This is a genomic window from Archangium violaceum Cb vi76, assembly GCF_000733295.1.
Taxonomy (GTDB): Bacteria; Myxococcota; Myxococcia; order Myxococcales; family Myxococcaceae; genus Archangium; species Archangium violaceum.
Genome location: NZ_JPMI01000140.1, coordinates 1 through 20,397, shown reverse-complemented (window position 1 = coordinate 20,397; position 20,397 = coordinate 1). Strand labels below are relative to the sequence as shown.

The 20,397-nt window shown below is 67.0% G+C and carries 18 protein-coding genes, 1 tRNA gene and 1 pseudogene; 8 read left to right on the top strand and 12 right to left on the bottom strand.

Features of this window, described 5'->3' with window-relative positions; translation table 11 throughout:
• Nucleotides 1–7: 7 nt before the first annotated feature.
• Entirely contained in the window at nt 8–682 is a 675-nt protein-coding gene (locus Q664_RS20700) for a DUF6066 family protein (RefSeq protein WP_052518439.1), read from the bottom strand.
• A 54-nt stretch (nt 683–736) separates the two neighbouring features.
• On the opposite strand from Q664_RS20700, the gene Q664_RS20695 reads away from it, so the two are divergent.
• Nucleotides 737–1,255, top strand: a complete 519-nt coding sequence (locus tag Q664_RS20695; protein WP_326938718.1) for a PilZ domain-containing protein — start codon at nt 737–739, stop codon at nt 1,253–1,255.
• A 76-nt stretch (nt 1,256–1,331) separates the two neighbouring features.
• Here the strand turns inward: Q664_RS20695 and Q664_RS20690 are convergent, their stop codons facing one another.
• Nucleotides 1,332–2,882 (bottom strand): Glu/Leu/Phe/Val family dehydrogenase, encoded by a 1,551-nt coding sequence (locus Q664_RS20690; protein ID WP_043398225.1) that lies wholly within the window; start codon nt 2,880–2,882, stop codon nt 1,332–1,334.
• A gap of 312 nt (nt 2,883–3,194) precedes the next feature.
• Between Q664_RS20690 and Q664_RS20685 the strand changes: the two genes are divergently transcribed.
• From Q664_RS20685 to Q664_RS20675, 3 genes are all read left to right on the top strand, one after another.
• Nucleotides 3,195–3,270, top strand: a tRNA-Thr gene (locus Q664_RS20685).
• A 92-nt stretch (nt 3,271–3,362) separates the two neighbouring features.
• Nucleotides 3,363–4,757 (top strand): AHH domain-containing protein, encoded by a 1,395-nt coding sequence (locus Q664_RS20680; protein WP_052518436.1) that lies wholly within the window; start codon nt 3,363–3,365, stop codon nt 4,755–4,757.
• Between the two features lie 8 nt (nt 4,758–4,765).
• A complete protein-coding gene (locus Q664_RS20675; RefSeq protein ID WP_043398222.1) occupies nt 4,766–6,013 on the top strand; it encodes an imm11 family protein in 1,248 nt (415 codons plus the stop codon).
• Nucleotides 6,014–6,127: 114 nt separating this feature from the next.
• Here the strand turns inward: Q664_RS20675 and Q664_RS20670 are convergent, their stop codons facing one another.
• Complete coding sequence (locus tag Q664_RS20670; RefSeq protein ID WP_043398219.1) at nt 6,128–6,658, bottom strand: hypothetical protein; 531 nt, start codon at nt 6,656–6,658, stop codon at nt 6,128–6,130.
• A 513-nt stretch (nt 6,659–7,171) separates the two neighbouring features.
• Between Q664_RS20670 and Q664_RS57865 the strand changes: the two genes are divergently transcribed.
• The 3 genes and pseudogenes from Q664_RS57865 to Q664_RS63195 form a co-directional block, all read left to right on the top strand.
• Nucleotides 7,172–7,513, top strand: coding sequence for a hypothetical protein (locus tag Q664_RS57865; RefSeq protein ID WP_143195626.1), 342 nt, complete (start codon nt 7,172–7,174; stop codon nt 7,511–7,513).
• Between the two features lie 363 nt (nt 7,514–7,876).
• Entirely contained in the window at nt 7,877–9,991 is a 2,115-nt protein-coding gene (locus Q664_RS20660) for a hypothetical protein (RefSeq protein WP_152622236.1), read from the top strand.
• 325 nt (nt 9,992–10,316) lie between these two features.
• A pseudogene (locus tag Q664_RS63195) lies at nt 10,317–10,613 on the top strand (AHH domain-containing protein); the annotation flags it as partial.
• A 5-nt stretch (nt 10,614–10,618) separates the two neighbouring features.
• On the opposite strand, the gene Q664_RS20655 reads toward Q664_RS63195, so the two are convergent.
• The 4 genes from Q664_RS20655 to Q664_RS20640 all read right to left on the bottom strand — a co-directional run bounded on the left by Q664_RS20655 (nt 10,619) and on the right by Q664_RS20640 (nt 14,227).
• A complete protein-coding gene (locus tag Q664_RS20655) occupies nt 10,619–11,902 on the bottom strand; it encodes an SGNH/GDSL hydrolase family protein (RefSeq protein ID WP_235216791.1) in 1,284 nt (427 codons plus the stop codon).
• 219 nt (nt 11,903–12,121) lie between these two features.
• Nucleotides 12,122–12,529 (bottom strand): DoxX family protein, encoded by a 408-nt coding sequence (locus Q664_RS20650; RefSeq protein WP_043398210.1) that lies wholly within the window; start codon nt 12,527–12,529, stop codon nt 12,122–12,124.
• A 34-nt stretch (nt 12,530–12,563) separates the two neighbouring features.
• Nucleotides 12,564–13,427, bottom strand: a complete 864-nt coding sequence (locus Q664_RS20645; protein ID WP_043398207.1) for a pirin family protein — start codon at nt 13,425–13,427, stop codon at nt 12,564–12,566.
• Nucleotides 13,428–13,606: 179 nt separating this feature from the next.
• Nucleotides 13,607–14,227 (bottom strand): TetR/AcrR family transcriptional regulator, encoded by a 621-nt coding sequence (locus Q664_RS20640; RefSeq protein ID WP_043398205.1) that lies wholly within the window; start codon nt 14,225–14,227, stop codon nt 13,607–13,609.
• A gap of 85 nt (nt 14,228–14,312) precedes the next feature.
• On the opposite strand from Q664_RS20640, the gene Q664_RS20635 reads away from it, so the two are divergent.
• The gene (locus Q664_RS20635; protein ID WP_084610167.1) at nt 14,313–15,869 is read left to right on the top strand and encodes a flavin-containing monooxygenase; all 1,557 of its coding nucleotides are present in this window, start codon (nt 14,313–14,315) and stop codon (nt 15,867–15,869) included.
• A gap of 35 nt (nt 15,870–15,904) precedes the next feature.
• On the opposite strand, the gene Q664_RS20630 is transcribed toward Q664_RS20635, so the two are convergent.
• The 5 genes from Q664_RS20630 to Q664_RS20610 form a co-directional block, all read right to left on the bottom strand.
• Nucleotides 15,905–16,270 (bottom strand): Rieske (2Fe-2S) protein, encoded by a 366-nt coding sequence (locus Q664_RS20630; protein WP_043398199.1) that lies wholly within the window; start codon nt 16,268–16,270, stop codon nt 15,905–15,907.
• Nucleotides 16,267–17,280 carry a fumarylacetoacetate hydrolase family protein gene (locus tag Q664_RS20625; RefSeq protein WP_043398196.1) on the bottom strand — a complete coding sequence of 338 codons (1,014 nt, stop codon included), beginning with the start codon at nt 17,278–17,280 and terminating at the stop codon, nt 16,267–16,269. Before Q664_RS20625 ends, Q664_RS20630 begins: the two co-directional genes overlap by 4 nt.
• Entirely contained in the window at nt 17,277–18,590 is a 1,314-nt protein-coding gene (hmgA, locus tag Q664_RS20620; RefSeq protein WP_043398194.1) for a homogentisate 1,2-dioxygenase, read from the bottom strand. Before hmgA ends, Q664_RS20625 begins: the two co-directional genes overlap by 4 nt.
• A 34-nt stretch (nt 18,591–18,624) precedes the next feature.
• Nucleotides 18,625–19,698, bottom strand: coding sequence for a 4-hydroxyphenylpyruvate dioxygenase (hppD, locus tag Q664_RS20615; protein ID WP_043398192.1), 1,074 nt, complete (start codon nt 19,696–19,698; stop codon nt 18,625–18,627).
• 127 nt (nt 19,699–19,825) lie between these two features.
• The gene (locus Q664_RS20610) at nt 19,826–20,281 is read right to left on the bottom strand and encodes a MarR family winged helix-turn-helix transcriptional regulator (RefSeq protein WP_043398266.1); all 456 of its coding nucleotides are present in this window, start codon (nt 20,279–20,281) and stop codon (nt 19,826–19,828) included.
• Nucleotides 20,282–20,397 lie beyond the last annotated feature (116 nt).

Here is a 20,397-nt window from a genome sequence, read left to right as displayed (position 1 = left end):
CCGGCGGCTACTTCTTCTTGCCCTTCTTGCCGCCCTTGCCGGTGGGCTCCTTGGGCGCGGCCGTGGGCTGCTCGGCGAACCACAGGCCCAGCGGATCTCCCGTGGGCGCGAACGTGAGGAGGATGGCCTCGATCCGCGCCGCGACGCCCTGGGCCTTGCCGCCCTGCTTGCGCGGGATCGTCCACACCCCCTGCGGCGTGAAGACGATCTGCGCCCGGATCTTCTTGTTGGAGAAGAGCCGCAGGAAGTCGGTGGCGGCCCAGCCCTCGGGGGTGGTGCCGGTGATGCGGATGAGGGGCAGCAGCGGGTTGCCCGCCGAGTCCGTCTGCGTGGGCATGCCCAGGGTGAGCGCATAGGCGTCCCCTGGGAAGTAGGGGAGGACCTGGATGGTGTAGTTGCCGCTGCCGGGCTGGTACGGGCCCGGGGTGAGCATGGTCGCCGCGTCCTCTCCGACGATCATGTACAGCTTCCGGCCGCCGTACTTCGCGCGGAATGCCTCGGCGTTGCTCTTGCACGACGGGTTGACGAACAACCCGGCGCACTCGCCGATGTACTTGTCCAGGAACGACGAGAGGCTACCCAGGGCCTCGGCCTGATCCCTCAGCTGGGCGAAGCGCGCATCCACGTCCGCCAGGGCGAGCGTGGGCAGCAGCAACAGGGCGGTCAGGAAGAGTCGTCTCACTCGGGGGCTACTCCAGGAAAAGGGGAAGAGAAAAGGGGAAGGAGGGGAAGCCGGATGGTGCCACCCCCGGGCCCCTCCGGGCACTCCGGAGATGGGTACGTGGCGGTACGTGCTGGTATGTGGCGGTATGGGTTGGTGGAGATTTTGACTACATGCTCTCACCATGTAGTTTCTGTCCTACCTTCCCCCCTACCCGGAGGCAGCAGTTTGGCACCACAGGCCCAGGTCCGAGAGCGGCGTACCCACCTTCGTTTCGACAAGGTTTTCACCATCTACCTCTCGACGGAGGGGGGGTTGAGCCGGGGGATCGGCCGCAACATCAGCGCCCAGGGCATGTTCGTGGAGACGCGGGAGCACCTGTCGCTGGGTGAGCGGGTGAAGGTGACGTTCGCGGGCGAGGACGGCACGGAGATGACGTGCCTGTGCGAGGTGCGCTACCAGGTGGCGCTGGCGTACGGGCGCAAGGATGGGCGCGAGGGCAACAGCCGCGGCGTGGGCCTGCGGGTGGTGGCCTACGAGGTGGCGGAGGATCAGCCCCTGCTGCTGGTGGCGCGCGAGCGCGTGATGCACTGAGCGGACGGGGGGCGGAAAAGCGGAAGGGCACGGCCGCCAGGAGCAGCCGTGCCCTTCGTGCTTCAGGGGGAGGGGCTTACTGAGAGAAGCCCTCGAGGAGGTAGTGGGCCTCGATGCGCTTGAGCGCGAGGATCATCGCGGCGCAGCGGGGATCCACTTCCTTGCCGATGCAGTACTGCCGGCTGTCGTGCGTGTCCGAGCGGCGGGCCTGGTTGCGGGAGATGTCGCGGATGATGCGGTAGTTGCGCTTCATCGCGTGCTCGAGGCGCTGGTTGACCTCGGCCTCGCTCCAGCGCTCCATGCGCTTGTTCTGGATCCACTCGTAGTAGCTCACCGTCACGCCGCCGGCGTTGGCGATGATGTCGGGGATCATGTCGATGCCGCGCTTCTGCAGGACGCGATCGGCCTCGGGGGTGGTGGGGCCGTTGGCGCCCTCGGCGATCAGCTTGACCTTGAGGCGCTCGGCCACGTCGGCGGTGATCTCGCCGCCGAGGGCGGCGGGGATGCACATGTCGGCCTGGACCTCCCAGAAGTCCTTCTTCTCGATCTTCTGGGCGCCGGGGAACCCGAGCACGCTGCGGCGCAGGTTCTTCGGGTCGCTGACATGGGCGATGAGGGCGGGCACGTCGATGCCGTCACCGTTGTAGATGGTGCCGTCGGCGTCGTTCACCGCGAGCAGGCGGGCGCCCATCTTCTGGAGGATGGCGGCGCCGTGGCTGCCCACGTTGCCGAAGCCCTGGAGGATGAAGGTCTTGCCCTTCAGGGTCTCACCCTTCTCGGCGTAGTAGTCCTCGATGCAGAAGGCCACGCCCTGGCCGGTGGCGGCCGCACGGCCCTCGGAGCCGCCGATGCGCACGTCCTTGCCGGTGACGATGCCGCGCATGTTGTGCCGCTCGCGCTCGCCGTCCGAGTACTGGCGGTACATGAGCGCCATGATGTCCCCGTTGGTCCCCACGTCGGGCGCGGGGATGTCGATGTTGGGGCCGATCATGCTCTTGAGCTTGTACATGAAGCGCAGGGTGATGTTCTCCAACTCCTCGCGGCCGTACGAGCGCGGATCGATCTGGATGCCACCCTTGCCACCGCCGAAGGGGACCTCGGAGATGGCGGTCTTCCAGGTCATCTCGGCGGCGAGCGCCTTGAAGAGATCCAGGGAGACCTCGCGGTGATAGCGGATGCCGCCCTTGTAGGGGCCGCGGGCCTGGTTGTGCTGCACGCGGTAGGCCTTGAAGCGCTGGGACTCACCGGGCACCAGCTGGTAGACGTTGCCGTCCGGCAGGCGCAGGTGGCCGCGGCTGATGTTCACGTCCGAGCCCAGGAGGGCGCGGCCGTTGAGGATGATCTTCCCGTCGGCGAGGCGCTCGAGACCCTCGGGGTTGCGCACCTGGGTGACGGAGAGGCTGGCGAAGTCCTTGGCCTGCTCGGGGGCGAGCGGGACCAGGCGGTCCTTCAGCTTCGCGGTGACGTAGAAGATGTGCTCGTAGTCGGGCTCCTCGAGCTCCAGACGCACGCGCTTGTCGAGACCGATGAGGTCGGCGGCGCGGTGGAAGATCTCCATCGCCTCCGTGTAGACGGTGCGCTTGGGCGTCGGGGCCGGGGCGCGCATGAAATTCTCTTCGCTGGCCATGTGAAAAATCGCTCCTTGGGGAAAGGCGATTGTTGAGTAAAGGCGGGGCCCTTATGCGCATAGGCGCCCCCATGCGGTCAACCGTCGGACAGGGTTGTTGGAATCCAAACTTTTAGTTTTTTCAAGTAGTTAGCCAACGCGGCGTGTCATTCACGGCGGGTGCTCGGCTGTCTGCTCTCCCGGGCTGTGGCGGGGAGGAGGAAGGGCAGGTGGAGGCCGGAAGTGGGGGGCATGAAAGAAGTGCTTGCCCTGTCCGGAACCGCGTGTTACTTCGCGCCCATCTTCGGTGACGCCGAAAAGCGCTGTGGTTGTGCCGACATAGCTCAGTCGGTAGAGCAACTGATTCGTAATCAGTAGGTCCCCAGTTCAAATCTGGGTGTCGGCTCCATGAACGGGTCGCCAGGTGAAAGCCTGGCGGCCCGTTCTCTTTTTTCGGGCCTTCGTTTCCCTAGCCTGTGCGGCGCGCTGGGGAGGTGACGCTTGAGCACCCGGCTCATGGGAGGGCCTCCGGCGGACGCGCGGCGGCGCCCGGGGTTGGGCGCCTGGGCTCTCATTGTCCTCTTGCTCCACGCCGCGTGCGCTACGAGCGTGCCTCGGGGCGGCGTGCGAGTGGGGTCACTCCCGTCCGAGTCGCCCCCGGTGGCCGCGGAGGCCGAAGTCGGGGATGCGCGGGTCCACCTCTCCCTTTCCACCCGGTTCGGGGCGGTGCGGGTGAGCGACTCCGAGCTCAATGAGGCCCTGGCCACCCTGGTGCTGAACGTACCGCTGCGGCTGGCCGACTGCCCTGTCCCGCTCTACCTCCACCGGAAGCTGGCCTTGGCCTCCGTTCCGCTCACGGGCGAGGCGTGGCGCACGCCCCTGGCGCGGTCCTACGGGAGCTTCTGCGAGCGGCAAGGTACGCCGGGTGATTGCCTCGGGTTGTTCAAGGATGGGCCGGGTCTGGACGGCGAGGACAAGCGCGACCTCGCCCTGGCGCTCTCCGTGAATGCGGCGCTGGAGGCCAGGGACGCCGAGCTGCGCTCCATGTTCTCCACGACGCAGCTGTGGACGGCGTTGAGCCTCACCCTCATTGGATACCTCGCCCTGGTTTCGGCACCCGAGCCCGTTTCTAAAGGCGTCTCCGCTGCACTGGCCCTGCTCATGTGGGGCTACCTGGGCTGGGAACTCTTCGACCTGATACGGGCCTGGTTCCGGCTATGGGAGGAGGCGGCGGAGGCCAGCACGTTCGCGGAGCTGCGTGAGGCGGGGGATCGCTTCGGCAAGGTCATCGGGCCCAACAGCGTGCGGATTCTCCTGCTGTTGGGAACGGCGGCATTGGGCGAGACAGCGGTGCTCACGTCCAAGGCCCCGAAGCTGCCGGGCTTCGCGAAAGCCGCCGGTGCGCTCGAGTCACATGCCGGCATCCGCGACGTGCTCACCGCCGTGCAGGAAGCAGACAAGGTGAAGGTCGCCGTGGCCGAGGGCACCATCAGTGTCGTCCTTCCCGCCAATGTCTTGAGCATGGCGGCACAGGCCTCTCCTGCTCGCGCGGACCCGCCGAAGAAGCCGGACGTGCACCACATCGCCACCGTTGAGAACAGCAAGTCCACTGCGCGAGGCGGGCCTTGGACGCCGCTATTCAAGAAAATCTTCGCCAAGGCGGGCATGTCGATGGAGGACCCGGCCAATACGGTCCCACTCCTTGGGCACAAGGGGCCTCATCCCGAGGAGTACCATCAACTCGTTCATAAGCACCTGAAAGCTGCGACGGACAACTGCTCCAACCAGCAGGAGTGCGCGCTTGCATTGAGGCAAGCACTCCGGCAGCTGGCCGAGGAGATCATCAGGGAGGGAAGCAGGCTCAACAAGCTGCTAACCAGAGGGGCATCGCCCTAGGAGTCCTCATGACGGGACTGTACTTCGATCTGTTCGACGACGTTTACATCCCGGGTCGCTGGCACCTGGATGATCCCGTGGATCAGCAGGGGCAGGAGATTCGTACCTGGCAGTTCGTACGGGGTGAGCCCGCTCACGTCGATGCGCGGATCCGGATTCCCATCTATGTCCCGGGCAGGCCGCTCGACTTCTCCTTGTTGGCGGGTGCGACCATCCCCGTGGTTCATGCCAGGGTGGCGGTCGTCTTCGCCGAGCTGGCGCCCGGTGATGTGCAGCTGATTCCGGTGGAGGTGGACGGACAGACCGAACCGTACGTCTTGCTCAACATCACGCGTGTCGTGAAGTGCATCGACGACGAGGCATCCGACGAGGTGCGCCACTGGGAGCCGGGGGATGACAGGCCCGACAAGACAGGCCAGTACAGGTCCGTGATTGGCATGCGCATCGACCCCTCGAAAGTGGGCGATGCCCGAGTGTTCCGTACCTGGGGATGGAGCCCGGCCATCATCATCTCCGAGGAGGTCAAGCAGGCCCTGGAGCGCATGGGCGCAACGGGGGCGAAGTTCAAGGAGGTCACCGGCCCGAGCACCGTCAGCGCGGAGGAGCGCGAGCAGGACCGGAAAAGCCGCGAGCTGTTCGAGCAGGCGGACACCGCTCGTGAAACGGCTTGGTGCACCTTGGGGTCGCTGGACAAGGAGGTCTTCATGCCCATCGCCATGAGCGGCTCGTGGCCAGGTCACCGGCAGCTCTGGCGCGTCATCCGTCGCGAGGCGGGGCGTACGCTGCTGGTCACGCACGGGCTCTCGGACCCCTTCATCGAGCGCCTGGAACCCTCCATGGGCTTCGGTCTGGAGCTCGCCCTGGAAGTGGACGCGGCCGTGAAGGACATCTCGAAAGGGTGGCCCCTGATGCTGTTGGACCGTGTGGCGGATGAAGTCGCCGAGCACGAGCAGGTGCGCGAGAGGGTGAAGGCGGGCCTCTTTTCCATGGAGGTGTCCGGAAAGGGCATGCCCAGGTCCCTCGTCACCGAGGAGGGCAGGGTGGCCGTGCTGCTGGGCGTGGAGTCACGCATGCTGCCGAGTCACTTCTCCACCCCGTATGGTGAGGTGAAGCTCGTCACCGTCAAGGTGTTGCTGCCCTCGGAGCTGGCGTACCTGCTGGAGCACGGCGCGGAGGGACAGGCCGAGCTGGCGCGGCGTTTCGCGGAGAGCGGCGAGGCGCACCTGTCGCGTCTCAGAAGGAGGCCCGTGGCGTAGCACGGAGCGGCGGTAGCTCCGGGCTGGCGATGCTGCACAGCACTCGAGGCCAAAAAATGCCGGGGGCTCGTGGGCCACGACCGGCATGCAGCTGCGAGAGGGCGGGGGAGTGCGTTAGGGCACGCGCGTCTCGGGCGCGGTGCTCCCATTGCCCTTGCGCCTGTTGTTGGGGGTGGGCTTCTTGCCCGTCTGCTCCTGCTTGGGCGGAGCCTCGGTGGTGCGTTGACGCCCGGGCACCGCGAAGACCTCGCCCTGGTCCTTGCCGTTGAGAAATTGCTCCACGGCGTTCTGCCTTCGCGCCAGGTCCGCGACGGCCGCACGCAACTCCTCGCCGAGCGCCCGCGTCTCGCGCCGTTGCGCGTCGAGCTCGCCCTGGAAGTTCTCGGCCATGGAGCCGAGCTCCTCGTGGACGTCCTTGATGAGCCCTTTGAATTCGGTCACTGCGGCGGTATTCAGGGCGAGCTTGTCCAGCAGCTCCGCGTGCTTCTTGTCCAACTCCGGGCGCTCCTGGTTGCGCTCGTCGGACTCGTCCGCGAGCCAGCGGCCGATCCGGTCACGGTTGATGTAACCCACGATGCCCAAGGTGGTTGCAGCCGCAGTGGCGATTTTGCCGAGATTGTTGGCGATGATGGGGAAGAAGACCATGAGGGGCTCCTGGTGTGGCCGGGATGAATTCCCGGGCTCAGGGGCTGATACCCACAGGAGGCTGCGGATTTCGCATGCAGGAGAGGGGGGGGGCGGCTGGCCGTCGTCATCGAGTCGTAGGGCCTGCCAACAGCGTGGTTGCGCAGGCACGGATCGGGGGCATTCGGCCTGCGGCGCTCCTGGTATAGCGCGGCGCGCAGGTGCATGACGAAGGAGCCGAGCGCAGCTAACGTCTCCATCATGGCAACTCCCAGCTACACACTCGGGGATTTTCTCGCGCAGCTACCCGGCGTTCCGAAGCGCGGCGCGCAGAGCGCCGCGACAGACGTCCTTCACCGAGCCGGTCTGTTTCAGGGGTCGGTGGGGAGGTGGCCGGCCGCCCGCGAGATCCCGACAAGGTATGGGAGCATGGTCCTCGTGTATCCGGCCGGGGCCCGGGCGCTCGTGGCGGCGTACCATGAGGGACGCCTCCCGCTACGCAAAGGGGCGCAGCCCGGCGATTTGCCGAAACACATGGCCGCTTGGGTCGCGTTGACGGAGGACGAGCTGGACGCGATGGTCGAGACGCTGCCGACGTCGCACGAGCTGCTCCGGGAACTGGACGCCCTCCGTCGAGATCAGTGTCCCCATGGGGCCGGCGACGAGCGCCGGGCGTGGCTTGAGGCGCACCCTCTTCGGCATCGGGGCGTGACGTTCCAGGTGGACCGCGGGGAGATGGCCTCGAACTCAGGGAAGTCCATCGTCGCCCGGTGGACCGACTATTACGGCAGCGATGGCTCGGTATATGCGGCCGCTCGTCCCGCCCCGAATCGCACCAACGATCCCGAACGCAACTGGGGCCTCGGGCGCGAGTAGGTGGCGCTCGTCCGCTCATTCGCCCGCTCGCTCACCCGCCTAGAAGGCGGGGATGCCTAGAGCCCCTTGGGCAACACGCTGGCCCAGGCCGCCCTCACAGTAGGGAGGTGGCAGCGGTCGGCCCGCAGCCAATTGACTGGCTGGATCGGATGTCGCGGACACGGTAGGGTGCGACCGCCGCTTCACCAGCGATGGCCCCCCGCGCAGCCGCGCGGCTTGGCAATCGCTGGAGGGCGCGGTTCAACCGGCGCCGTGACCTTGGCGCGCAACCGTGCGTTCTGGACCTACGCGGAGGAGGCGTTCCGCGTGCCGCCAGTCGTACGGGACGCGTGCCCGAGGGCATCTCGCCAGGAGCACATCGTCATGAGTACGAAGCAGAATCGCATCAGTACGAAGCAGAATCGCAGCGCCGCGGAGCAGGGGGCTGTGCCTGTCCCTGGTGGCACGTCCAACGTCCCGCTCTCCTCGCTTGATCCCACGGCGGCCCCGCCCAACGACGGTGGGCCGCACGGGAATCGCGAGTCCGTGCAGACCGCGATCAACGTGCCCCCATCGCCGAGCAACCCCGCCGCCCCTCCGGACGCCGGGGCCCTTCGCGTTGAGAACGTCACGTTCATTGTCGACCGGCTCTACCAGGACTGCGCGCCGGGCCAGTTCGTCCGCGAGCTGACCGCTAACGGGTTGCAGTGGCTGCCGCCCGAGGGCGGGCAGGTGATCTGGACGATCCACCGGCCGATGTACGACCACGAGCAGCTCACGAAGCTCTGCTGCATCGACACCGGTATCGGCATGACGGGCCCGCAACTCGTCTCGCATGTTGCGGGGCTCTCCAAGAGCGGGCGCACGCAGTCGATGGAGGAGAACTTCGGCGTCGGCGGCCGCATCTCGACGGTGCCCGCGAACCCGGAGGGGGTGGTGTACCTCTCGTGGGTCAACGGGCAGGGGGCGATGGTCATCCTCAAGCACGACCGGGCCACCGGGCGGTACAGGCTCGAACCCTTCGTGCATGCCGACGGCTCGCATGAGCTGTGGGGCCAGGTGCCACCGGAGCAGAAGCCGGACGCCATTGACCAGCATGGCACCGTGGTCATCCTGCTCGGCAAGACCAAGGGCGAGGACACCACCGTCATGCCTCCGGGGCTCCACACTCCGAAGCGGTGGATTACGCGCTACCTCAACGGGAGGTTCTTCCGCTTCCCGGCAGGGGCCGACGTGCGTGTGCACGAGGGCTGGCGGCTCCCGAAGGGGGACCAGCACAACTTCCTGCGCAAGATCTCCGGCCTTGAGGCGTGGCTCAACGATCCGAAGAACCGGTTCGATTCCGGTTCGGTCCCCCTGAGTGGCGCCACGGCGCACTGGTGGATTCTGCGCGAGGACGCCGACACCAACAGCGGCCACTACCCCACGCCAGGCGTCGTCGCGGCCCTGTGGCAGAACGAACTCTACGACGTCGCGGTCGCGCCGGCCGGTAATATCCGGCTCCAGAGCTTCGGCGTGGTGTTCGGGATGAAGCGGGTCGTGCTCATCGTCGAACCCGACTCGACGGCGGGGTCGCTCACCTCGAACACAGCGCGTACCACGCTGCTGCTCAACAGTGAGCCGCTGCCGTGGACGGATTGGGCCGAGGAGTTCCGTGCGCGGTTGCCGGCGCCGCTTCGCAAGCTGATGGAGGAGAGCGCGCCCAAGACGATGGATCCCGATCACCGCAAGAGCCTGCTCGACCGGCTCAAGGGAGTCGCGGACCTCTTCCGCTTCAGCCGCTACCAAGCCTCACGCCGGGGCACGGTGCAGGCCGATCCGGACTCGGTGACGAGCGGCTTCGCGAACCCGGGCGAAGAGGTCGTCGATCCGCCCCAGCCGCCCGAGGAGCCGTCCGTCAATCCGGTTACCCGGACGCGAAAGCGCGGTACGGGGGGGGCGGCGGACTACTTCACGCAGCGTGCGGCTGCGAACGCCGTTGGCGTGCAGGCGCGCGAGGTGAAAGTGCCGGACCTGCCCAAGGTCTACTGGGTCAGCACCAGCGACAGCAGCCGGAACCCGGACGAGATCGAGGACCAAGCGGCGCTGTACATCGAGAGCGCGCACGTGCTCAAGATCAACGCGGACTTCCGGGTGTTCACGGACATGATTTCGCGCTGGCAACGGCACTACGCGCACATCCCCGGGGCTGGAGTCATCGTTACTGAAACGGTGCGGTCGTGGTTCGAGCTCCAGCTCATTGAGGCAGTTCTGGCCGCCCGGGCCCTCAAAGGGTCTAGCCCGCTCTGGACGTCGACGGATGTTGAGTCGATCCTCACGCCTAGGGCGCTGACGGCGGTCGTGTTGCCGCGCTTCCACGTCGACCAGATCGTGGGGCGCACACTCGGCACTCGCATCATGTCGCTCGACCGGGCCCGCCAGCTCGCGGGGGCTCAGGCCCCAGGTGAGACCCCGTCTATGTCCGGTGTGCCTACTAACGGCGAGGCGAGCGCAGACTAGACGGCCACGTGGCTGCCATCCCGGGCGGTCTCGCCCACGCGGCCCATCGAAGGTGCGGCTTGGGGCTGCTCGTGTTGGGTAATTTGTTGGGTAATTTGAGCCGCCACCGGTAGCCAAGCAGGGCCAAAAGAGGCCATATTCCGCAGTGTTTCCGGCTGGTTACGATGGCGGCCCAGGGGGGCTCCACTCATTCGTAATCAGTAGGTCCCCAGTTCAAATCTGGGTGTCGGCTCCATGAACGGGTCGCCAGGTGAAAGCCTGGCGGCCCGTTCTCTTTTTCGGGCCTTCGTTTCCCAGCCTGTGCGACGCGCTGGGGAGGTGTCGCTTGAGCACCCGGCTCATGGGAGGGCCTCCGGCGGACTGGCGGCGGCGCCCGGGGTCGAGCGCCTGGGCGCTCATTGTTCTCTTGTTCCACGCCGCGTGCGCTACGAGCGTGCCTCGGGGCGGCGTGCGAGTGGGGTCTGCTTCCAGGCCACCTCTGGTGGTCGTGGAGGCCGAAGTCGGGGATGAGCGGGTCCAGCTCTCCCTACCGACCCGATTCAGAGCGGGGCGGGTGAGCGACTTCGAGCTCGATGAGGCCTTGGCCACCCTGGTGCTGAACGTACCGCTGCGGCTGGCCGGGCTCCCCTACCGGAACAAGGCCAGGTCGATGGCATTGGCCATCGCCTCGTAGCCGACATCGTTGGGGTGCAAGTGGTCACCGCTGTCGTACTCCGGGCGCATCTGGAGTGGGTCGGCCGGATCTCGCGTGGCCGCCTCGAAGTCGATGATGCCCCTGGCCTGTGCGGTGTTGGCGCGAATCCAGGCATTCACCGCCTGCCGTTTGGCCTCGGTCTCCTCGCTGTAGTACGGCGGGAAGGTGCCCTTGAACGGGAGCAGGGTGCCCAGGAACACCGCGACGTTGCGGGCCTTGGCCTGATCCACCATCGTCTGGAGACCCGCGATGATTTCGTCGGCTGTCACCGCCTGCTCCGGCGCGAAGGCTCCGAAGCCGATGTCGTTGATGCCGATCAGGATGATGGCGTGGGTGACACCCGTCGTGCCCAGCGCGTCACGCTGGAAGCGGTCCACTGCCCTGGTCCCGATGACGTCGTTGAGCACCCGGTTGCCTCCAATGCCCTGGTTGACCACGCTGAACCCTTCCATCGCCGGATCGGCCGCGACGCGACGCGCGAGGAAGTCGGGGTAGCGGTTGGCCGCATCCACGGTCGAAAACGCGCCGTCGGTGATGGAATCCCCAAAGGCGACGATGACTCCGCGGGCATCGTCGTTGCGCACGTCGATGCCGGTCACCCAGTAGTACGACTGCCGTGTCTCAGTTGGGGTGAAGGTCGCGCTGCCGAGGGCGTTTCCGGCCGCGACCGAGATGGTCTGCTGACCCTGCCCGTGCACGGTCGCCACGGACGTCGTCTGGGGCACGTACACGGTGACTGCCACGTCCGTCTGGGACGGGAGCGAGAAGCGCGTCTCGTCACTCCAGGACTCCTGGCCGGCGGGAACCGTCACGGACTCCTGACCGTTGAAGCGGAGGACGGTGTCCGTGGACGCATTGATGGATGCGCCGCCCGTGCTGTGGGCGATGTGCACGCCGCCGAGGATGACCGGAGCGGTGCCGAAGAGGTTCGACACCCTCACCCGAACCTTGTCCCCGCCGGCCGACACCCGCATCACATGTCGTATCGATTGATCCTGGAAGGATTGCGGCTCCGGTTGCGGCACCCCCGGTATTGGAAAGGGCTCGTTGTAGTCCTGCGGCGCGGCCGTCCATGTGGCCTGCAACCGCTGCGTATTGCCGCAGGCGCTCAGGCCCGCGGCGATGCACGCAGCAGCCACGAAGCCGAAGAAGCGCCGGAGGGTCACCGCCTCCGGCCAGTAGTGGAGCAGGGTGTCTTTCGTGGTGGTGTTTCTCATGATGGATTCTCCTCTCCGAGAGCGGGTGGCATCGGTGGCTGCTGCTCTGTGTGCTGGGTCCGATGCCGTGGGCCACCATAGGACCTGGGGCTGACGAGCTTGTCGATTGCCCGCTTTCTGTCGGTGGAGAGATGAATTCCGCGCTCGTTCAGCGGCGAACCGCCCAGGCCAGAGCGCCGGTGCGCACACTCACAAGAGGGGAAGCCTGCTCCCCGTGTCTCAGGCCTGGCTCTTCGCGCCCTGGCGCGCGGCGTCGACACTCCAGATGCCCGAGCCGTGCGCGGCGATGTAGAGGAACACGAAGCAGTAGAGCGCGGCGAGCTCGCCCTTGTTCACGATGGGGAGGATGTTCCACTGGGCGGGAATCACGTGCCCCATGAAGTAGGCGACCGCCATGGTGCCGCTCGAGATGAAGGCCGCCGGTGAGGCGAACAGCCCGAGCAGGATGAGCACGCCGCCCACGAACTCGATGCCTCCGGCGCCGTAGATGATGAACGCGGGCGCCCCCGCGGGCACGCCGCCGAACATGCCGAAGAGTTTCTGCATCCCGTGCAGCGTGAACATGAATCCGCTCATGATTCGGAGCAGGGCATAGATGCGTTCGGTGTGGGGCTTCAGGAATCTCATGGCTTCTCCCTTTTCTTGATGCGTTCGATACATGCTAACGACGGGGCGGCGGACCATAGCGGCCAGAGTGGTACTCGCCCATCACCCGCATGATGTCTGCCTGGGTGTCTCCGATGAACGGTCCGTAGCTGACCAGTTGATCTCCCTGGGGCTGGCCGGCGTACAGCAGGGCCCTCGCCCGGGTGGTCCCGGTGATTCGGATGGAGCCAGGTCCACCGGCTTCCGGATGATCCAACCAGCCCACCTGTCCGGGCCGCAGTGTCCTGGCGTCGGGGCCCACCGAGATTTCTCCCTCCAGCACGTAGAAGAAGCCGTTGTACGAGGCCGGCAGATCCTGCTCGATGGATGCGCCCGGCTCGAGCTGGAACTCGGCGAGGGTGACGGGCACGTAGTTCTTCGTCTCCGACCGCACCCCTCCCGAGCTGCCGCTGTACAGCCGGACCTCCACTCCCGGCTCACGCCGGACCGGGAGCTGCGCGTAGGGGATGTCCTGGAAGCTGGGGGGAGCCCATCGCTGCGCCTTGGGCAGCGTCAACCACAACTGGAGGATGCGGCCGTGGCCAGCGTCCTCCAGTCCTTCGCCGTGGATGACTCCACTTCCCGCCGTCATCCACTGCACGTCACGCTCGCCCAGTCTGCCGTTGTCGTGGACCATCCCGCCCTTCACCACCAGGGTCACCGTTTCGAATCCGGCGTGCGGGTGGGGTCCGCCCTGCAACTTGCCGTCGATGCGGTCGTCCATCAGCAGGATGAACGGATCGGATCGTGCGTAGTCCTCCGGCGAGATGACCGGCACCACGGTGTGCGCGGGCCCGAACTGCCCCGGCGTGGGAGCGGGAAGGTCGATGATCCGCTCCAGGCGGCGCTCCTTCCCTCGCGGTTGATGTGTGTTGGTCATGAGGTTTCTCCTGGGCTGGTTGGCCACGGCTCTGAAATGTCGAGGCCGCCATGGACGTGCCATGGCATCCAGTCCAAAAGAATTGACCAATCGTCCAGACTCCCAGGACGAGCGGGGCTCCGACGTCCTCGCCGGGGTGCCGGACCCGATACCCTGTCGAGGGGGTCTGGCCGTCTGGCTCAGCGTCCCCTGAGCACCAGGCACAGGCGCATGGCGGCGCCAACGACCTCGTGGATTGGCTGCGAGTAGCCACTCGCGATCCACTTCAAGGCGACGTGGATGACGCCGCCTACCACTCCCGCGCGCAGCAGCGGGTCGCTCGCCGCGCTGCCATCTCCACGAGGGGAGAGCGTCCGCGCGATGAGGTCGCCGAATTCACGGAGCGAGGCCTCGAGCGCCTGGTCCACCGCGGGGCTGACGCCCGAGATCTCCACGAGGAACACGCGCGCCGACTGGGGATGGCCCTGCAACGCCTCGTAGTACGCGGTGAGCATCGCGCGCGCGCGTTCGACGGGGCCGCCCGAGGCTTCCGCGATGGCCTTCTCCAGCTCGCCGAAGAGGAACCGCATCACCGCCTGGAAGGAAGCGACGAGCAGCTCCTCGCTGTTGGAGAACGACTCGTAGAAGTAGCGCTCGGTCAGCCCGGCTGCCTCGCAGACCGCCTTCACCGTCGCATTGCGATAGCCCTGCTCGCCATAGACCTGGATGGCCGCCTCGAGGAACTGCTCACGTCTCTGGGCTCGGCGCTCCTCCGCTGAGGAGCCGCGATAACGCCGGTTGGCCACGGGAGAGGAGGGCATGTGAGTTCTATTGACATGAACCGTTGTCAGATGCAATTTGACAATGTGCGGTGTCAATTGCTTCGCCGCACGGGAGCGAGCATCCATGACTGACCGGGCAGGACTCGACGAACACGCCTCGGGCGCTTCGGCCGCGAAGGCGGAAGCACCCGTGGAGCACTTCGACGTGCTCATCGTTGGCGCGGGACTGTCCGGCATCGGCGCGGCGTACCACGTGCAGGCCAGGTGCCCGGGCAGGACCTACGTGCTCCTCGAGGGCCGCGAGGCGATTGGCGGCACCTGGGATCTCTTCCGTTATCCAGGCATCCGCTCGGACTCGGACATGCACACGCTGGGCTACTCGTTCCGGCCGTGGACCGACGCGAAGGCGATCGCCGATGGACCGTCCATCCTGCGCTACGTGCGCGAGACGGCGAGCGAGTATGGGATCGACCAGCACATCCGCTTCCGACACCACGTCAAGCGGGCCTCCTGGTCCTCCGAGCACGCTCGCTGGACGGTCGAGGCCGAGCGCGGGCCCGAGAAGGAACGGGTCCGCTTCACCTGCAACTTCCTGCTCATGTGCAGCGGCTACTACAACTACGCCGAGGGCCACCGGCCCGAGTTTCCCGGTGAGGCACGCTTCCAGGGCACCCTCGTCCATCCGCAGTTCTGGCCGGAGAAGCTGGACTACGCGAACAAGCGCGTCGTGGTGATTGGCAGTGGTGCGACCGCCGTCACCCTCGTGCCCGAGATGGCCAGGACGGCCGCGCACGTCACCATGCTGCAGCGCTCGCCGACCTATATCGTCTCGCGTCCGGCCGAGGACCGGATCGCCAATGGGCTGCGCCGTGTCCTGCCGTCGAAGCTCGCCTATGGGATCACGCGGTGGAAGAACGTGCTCCTCAGCATGCTCTTCTACAAGCTGGCGCGGAAGATGCCCGAGCGGGTGAAGGCGTTCATCGTCCGCCTGGCGCGCGAGCAGCTCGGTCCCGGCTACGACGTCCACTTCACGCCGAGCTACAAACCGTGGGACCAGCGCATGTGCATGGTCCCCGATGCCGATCTGTTCGACGCCATCAAGCAGGGCCGCGCCGCGGTCGTCACCGATCACATCGAGACGTTCACGGAGAAGGGCATCCAGCTCGCCTCCGGCCAGGAGCTGGAGGCGGACATCATCGTGACCGCCACGGGGCTCAAGCTGCAGCTCCTGAGCGATATCGAGTTCAGCCTCGACGGCGAGCGGTGCAACCTGTCGAAGAGCCTCAGCTACAAGGGCATGATGTTCAGCGACGTGCCGAACCTCGCCTTCACGTTCGGCTACACCAACGCGTCGTGGACGCTGAAGGCGGACCTCACCAGCGAATATGTCTGCCGGCTGCTCAACCACATGGCGCGGCACGGCGTGACCACCTGCATGCCGCGCCGAGACTCCTCGGTCGAGGAGATACCGCTGCTCGACTTCACGTCGGGCTATGTCCAGCGGGCGCTCGACGTGATGCCGAAGCAGGGCTCGAAGAAGCCGTGGCGGCTGTACCAGAACTACGCGCTCGACCTGTTCATGCTGCGCTACGGCAAGGTCGACGACGGCACGATGGCGTTCTCCCGTGCGCCGAAGCTGCTGAAGGCGGGCGCCGGGGATTCCCGGCGCGACGCCGCCTGACGAGGCCCGCCGGGCTCAGGGCTGGAAGCGGTAGATCAGGCGGTCTTCACCACACCGTGCTCGACCGTGACGGGCCAGGGCGTCAGCCGTTGGCCGGAGCACGGTCCGCCCACGCACACGCCGTCGTCCAACCGGAAGAGCGCCCCATGCCAGGAACAGGAGATCAGCTGGCCATCGGGCGTCAGGTAGGCGTCGAGCTTCTGCGCCAACGGCAATCCCTGGTGCGGGCAGCGGTCCACATAGCCCCGGACCATGTCGCCGGTGCGCACCAGGAAGCCGTGGAAGAAGGCGTCATCGATCTGCAGGACGACGTTGCGCGCTCCGGGATCCGCCAGGGCGTCGAGCGTACAGAGCGCGACGCCAGCCGGAGTCTCGAAGACGCGCGCACGTCCCGCGGTCATCGGCGCGGCGCCGCGACGGACTGGTCGATCGCGCCGAAGATGGAACGGCCCGTCTCGTCCTGCATCTCGATGCGCACGCGGTCACCGTGACGCAGGAAGGACGTCTTGGCGGCCCCGGCCAGGAGGGTCTCGACGGTCCGCACCTCGGCGATGCAGGAGTAGCCGAGCCCGCCGTCCCGGATGGGCTTCCCGGGACCGCCATCCGCATCGCGGTTGGACACGGTACCCGAGCCGATGATGGTGCCGGCGCAGAGGTCGCGCGTCTTGGCGGCATGGGCCACCAGGGTGCCGAAGTCGAACGTCATGTCGACGCCCGCATCCGCGCGCCCGAAGGGCTCTCCGTTCAACGAGACGCGCAGCGCCCCGTGCAGCTTGCCCTCGCGCCATGCGCCGCCCAGCTCATCCGGCGTGACGGCCACCGGCGAGAAGGAGGAGGCGGGCTTGGACTGGAAGAACCCGAAGCCCTTGGCCAGCTCTCCCGGAATCAGGTTACGGAGCGACACGTCGTTCACCAGCATGACGAGCCGGATGGCCTTCAGGGCCTCCTCGCGCGTGGCGCCCTGCCGCACGTCTCCGGTGATGACCGCGACCTCGCCCTCGAGGTCACAGCCCCAGCTCTCGTCCGCGAGCGGGATGGGCTCCCGCGGGCCGAGGAAGCCGTCCGAGCCGCCCTGGTACATGAGGGGATCGGTCCAGAAGCTCTCGGGCATCTCCGCCTTGCGCGCCTTGCGCACCAGCGCCACGTGGTTCACGTACGCGGAACCATCCGCCCACTGATAGGCGCGGGGCAGGGGAGAGGCGCACTCGGCCTCGGAGAACGGGCGCTTCTGTGCGTCGCCACGATTCAGGGACGCCGCGAGGGCCCGAAGCGGAGCCTCGCAGCGCTCCCACTCGTCGAGCGCACGTTGCAGGGTCGGCGCGATCGCCGTGGCGTCCGCGCACCAGGCCAGGTCATCCGAGACGACGACCAGACGGCCGTCACGTCCCGACTTCAATGAGGCAAGCTTCACCGCTTCGTCTCCGAGCCCGTTCCGGGCAGGCGTGCCTTGGGGAAATTCGACCAGCAGGCGTCGTAGTCGCGCTGCAGGGCAGGGGTCTCCATCGCGAAGCGCGTGGGGGAGATCACCCAGCGCGTCTCGAACATGAACGCGAGCGTGTCGGCGATCTTGTGCGGCGCGAGGTTGGCCGCCACCGCGCGCTCATAGGTCTCCCGGTCGGGACCGTGGCCGCTCATGCAGTTGTGCAGGGACGCGCCGCCCGGCGTGAAGCCCTCGGCCTTCGCGTCGTACGCGCCGTGCACGAGCCCCATGAACTCGCTCATGATGTTGCGGTGGAACCAGGGCGGGCGGAAGGTGTTCTCGGCCACCATCCACCGCGGCGGGAAGATGACGAAGTCGCAGTTGGCCACCCCGGGGCTGTCGCTCGGCGAGGTGAGCACCGTGAAGATCGACGGATCCGGATGGTCGTAGCTCACCGTGCCGATCGTGTTGAACCGCGACAGGTCGTACTTGTACGGCACCAGGTTGCCGTGCCACGCCACGACGTCGAGCGGCGAGTGGTCCAGCTCGGCGGCCCAGAGGCGGCCCTGGAACTTCTGCACGACGCGCGTGGGGCGATCCACGTCCTCGAAGGCGGCCACCGGCGTGAGGAAGTCGCGTGGGTTCGCGAGTCCGTTCGAGCCGATGGGCCCCAGCTCGGGCAGCCGGAACAGCGCCCCGTAGTTCTCGCAGATGTACCCGGACGCCGCGCCATCGGGCAGCTCGGCGCGGAAGCGCACGCCGCGCGGCACGACACCGGCCTCGCCCGGCGCCAGCCCGAGCACGCCCATCTCGGTGACCAGCCGCAGCCGCCCCGACTGCGGGACGATCAGCAGCTCACCGTCGGCGTTGTAGAAGACGGTGTCGGTCATGGACCGGTTGGCGGTGTACTGGTGGATGCCCACGCCCACGCCGTGCGACGGCGAGCCGTTCCCGCCGAACGTGACCAGCCCCTCGATGAAGTCCGTGGGCTGGGCCGGGCGCGGGAGCGGATTCCAGCGCAGGCGGTTGGGCGTGGCGGGCGTCTCGGTGAAGGGCCCGCTGCGCAGCAGTCCTTCCGGGAGCGGGCGGAAGGACCCGTGGCTCGAGCTGGGGCGCAGCCGGTACAGCCAGCTGCGGCGGTTCTCGCGCCGGGGCGCGGTGAACGCCGTGCCCGACAGCTGCTCGGCGTAGAGTCCGTAGGGGACGCGCTGCGGAGAGTTCTGACCCTCCGGAAGCGCTCCCGCAACGGCCTCGGTGGTGAACTCGTTGCCGAAACCCGGCATGTACCCGTCGATCGCCATGTGCCCTCCCGCGCGAGCCCGTTCTACCGGATGACTACTTCCGGGTCTCGACCTTGATGACGCCGCGGCGGATCTGATCGAGCTCGATGGACTCGAACAGCGCCTGGAAGTTGCCGTTGCCGAACCCCTCGTTCCCCTTGCGCTGGATGACCTCGAAGAAGATGGGCCCGAAGAGGTTCTCGGTGAAGATCTGCAGCAGGAAGCCCTCGGACTTGCTGCCGTCGATGAGGATGCGGTTCTTCTTCATCCGCTCCAGGTCCTCGCCGTGGCCCGCCACCCGCTTGTCCACCAGCTCGTAATAGGTCTCGATGGTGTCCTGGAAGATGACGCCGCGCTCGCGCAGCTTCTCCACCGTCGTGTAGATGTCCGGGGTGGTCAGCGCGAGGTGCTGGATGCCCTCGCCGTTGTACTGGTTGATGAACTCCGCGATCTGCGACTTGTCGTCCTGGCTCTCGTTGAGCGGGATGCGGATGGCGCGGTCCGGGGCGATCATCGCCTGCGAGAAGAGGCCGGTGGCCTGGCCCTTGATGTCGAAGTACTTCTGCTCGGTGAACCCGAACACGCGGTTGTAGAAGCTCGACCAGGTGCGCATCTCGCCGCGGCGCACGTTGTGCGTGAGGTGGTCGAGGATGTCGAGGCCCACGCTGTTCTTCTTCTCGGCCTCCGCGGCCCCGGGAATCTGGCGCCAGCCGTCATAGAGCGAGCCCTTCGCCCCGAAGCGGTCCACGAGATACAGGCGGCTGCCTCCGATGCCCTCGAGGACATAGCAGCCGGCGCCCAGCGTGCTCGACTCCGGGTCCGCCGGACGGGCGCCGCGCTCGATGGCCAGCTCGTACGCCTTCTTCGCGTCCGCCACCCGGAACGCCATGCCGCTGGCCGAGGGGCCGTGCAGCTTCCGGAACTCGGCGGCCTGCCCGCTCGGATCCCGGTTCACCAGGATGTTGATGCCCCCCTGCTTGAAGCGGATCACATCCTTCGTCGGGTGCATCGCGTAGGCCGTGAAGCCCATCCGCTCGAAGAGCTCGATCATCTTGCCGGGATCCGGCGAGGTGAACTCGACGAACTCGAAACCATCCAACCCGAGAATGTTCTCCGCCGTGCTGTTCATGACCTGGTGTCCTCCCACTATCTCTAGCCGCCCAGATAGTAACATCTGAAACAGTAACATCTGAAACTAAACGTGCAAGCGGGCATGCGGACGCCTGTTGGGCGGCGGATGGTTTGAACGCAATGCGTCAGCGACGGGAGAGCACGCGCTCGGCGGCCGCCTCCAGGCGGAGGAGCACGTCCTTGAGGCCGGCGATCTCCCGCTCGCTGAGCCCCTGGAGGACCTCCGCCTCCAGCTCGATGGCGGCGGGCACGACGCGGGCATAGAGCTTCTGCCCCTCGGCGGTGAGGGAGAGTCTGAGGGAGCGGCCGTCCTCGGAGTTGGTCACCCGGCGCAGGAGCTTGCGCCGCTCGAGCACCTGGGCGGCGCGGCTCACCGTCACCTTGTCCATCTTCGTGCGGCCGACGATCTCCTGCTGGGAGAGCTCGCCGTCCTCCGCCAGCACGGTGATGACGCGCCACTCGTGCATCTTCAGGCCGAAGTGTTCCTCGTAGGCCCGGGCGATGACCTGGCTCACCGCGTTGGAGGCGAGGGAGAGCCGGTACGGAAGGAACTCATCGAGCTTGAGATGGGAGCGCGCCACGGTCGCCGGCAATGTACACCAGCGTGTGCAAAAGCTGCGCGCCGGCCCTCCATTCCGCAGGGCTTGCGCGTCTCCGGGGCCCTCCCCGAAGGGGCTCCCGTGGCGTGCTTCTTGCC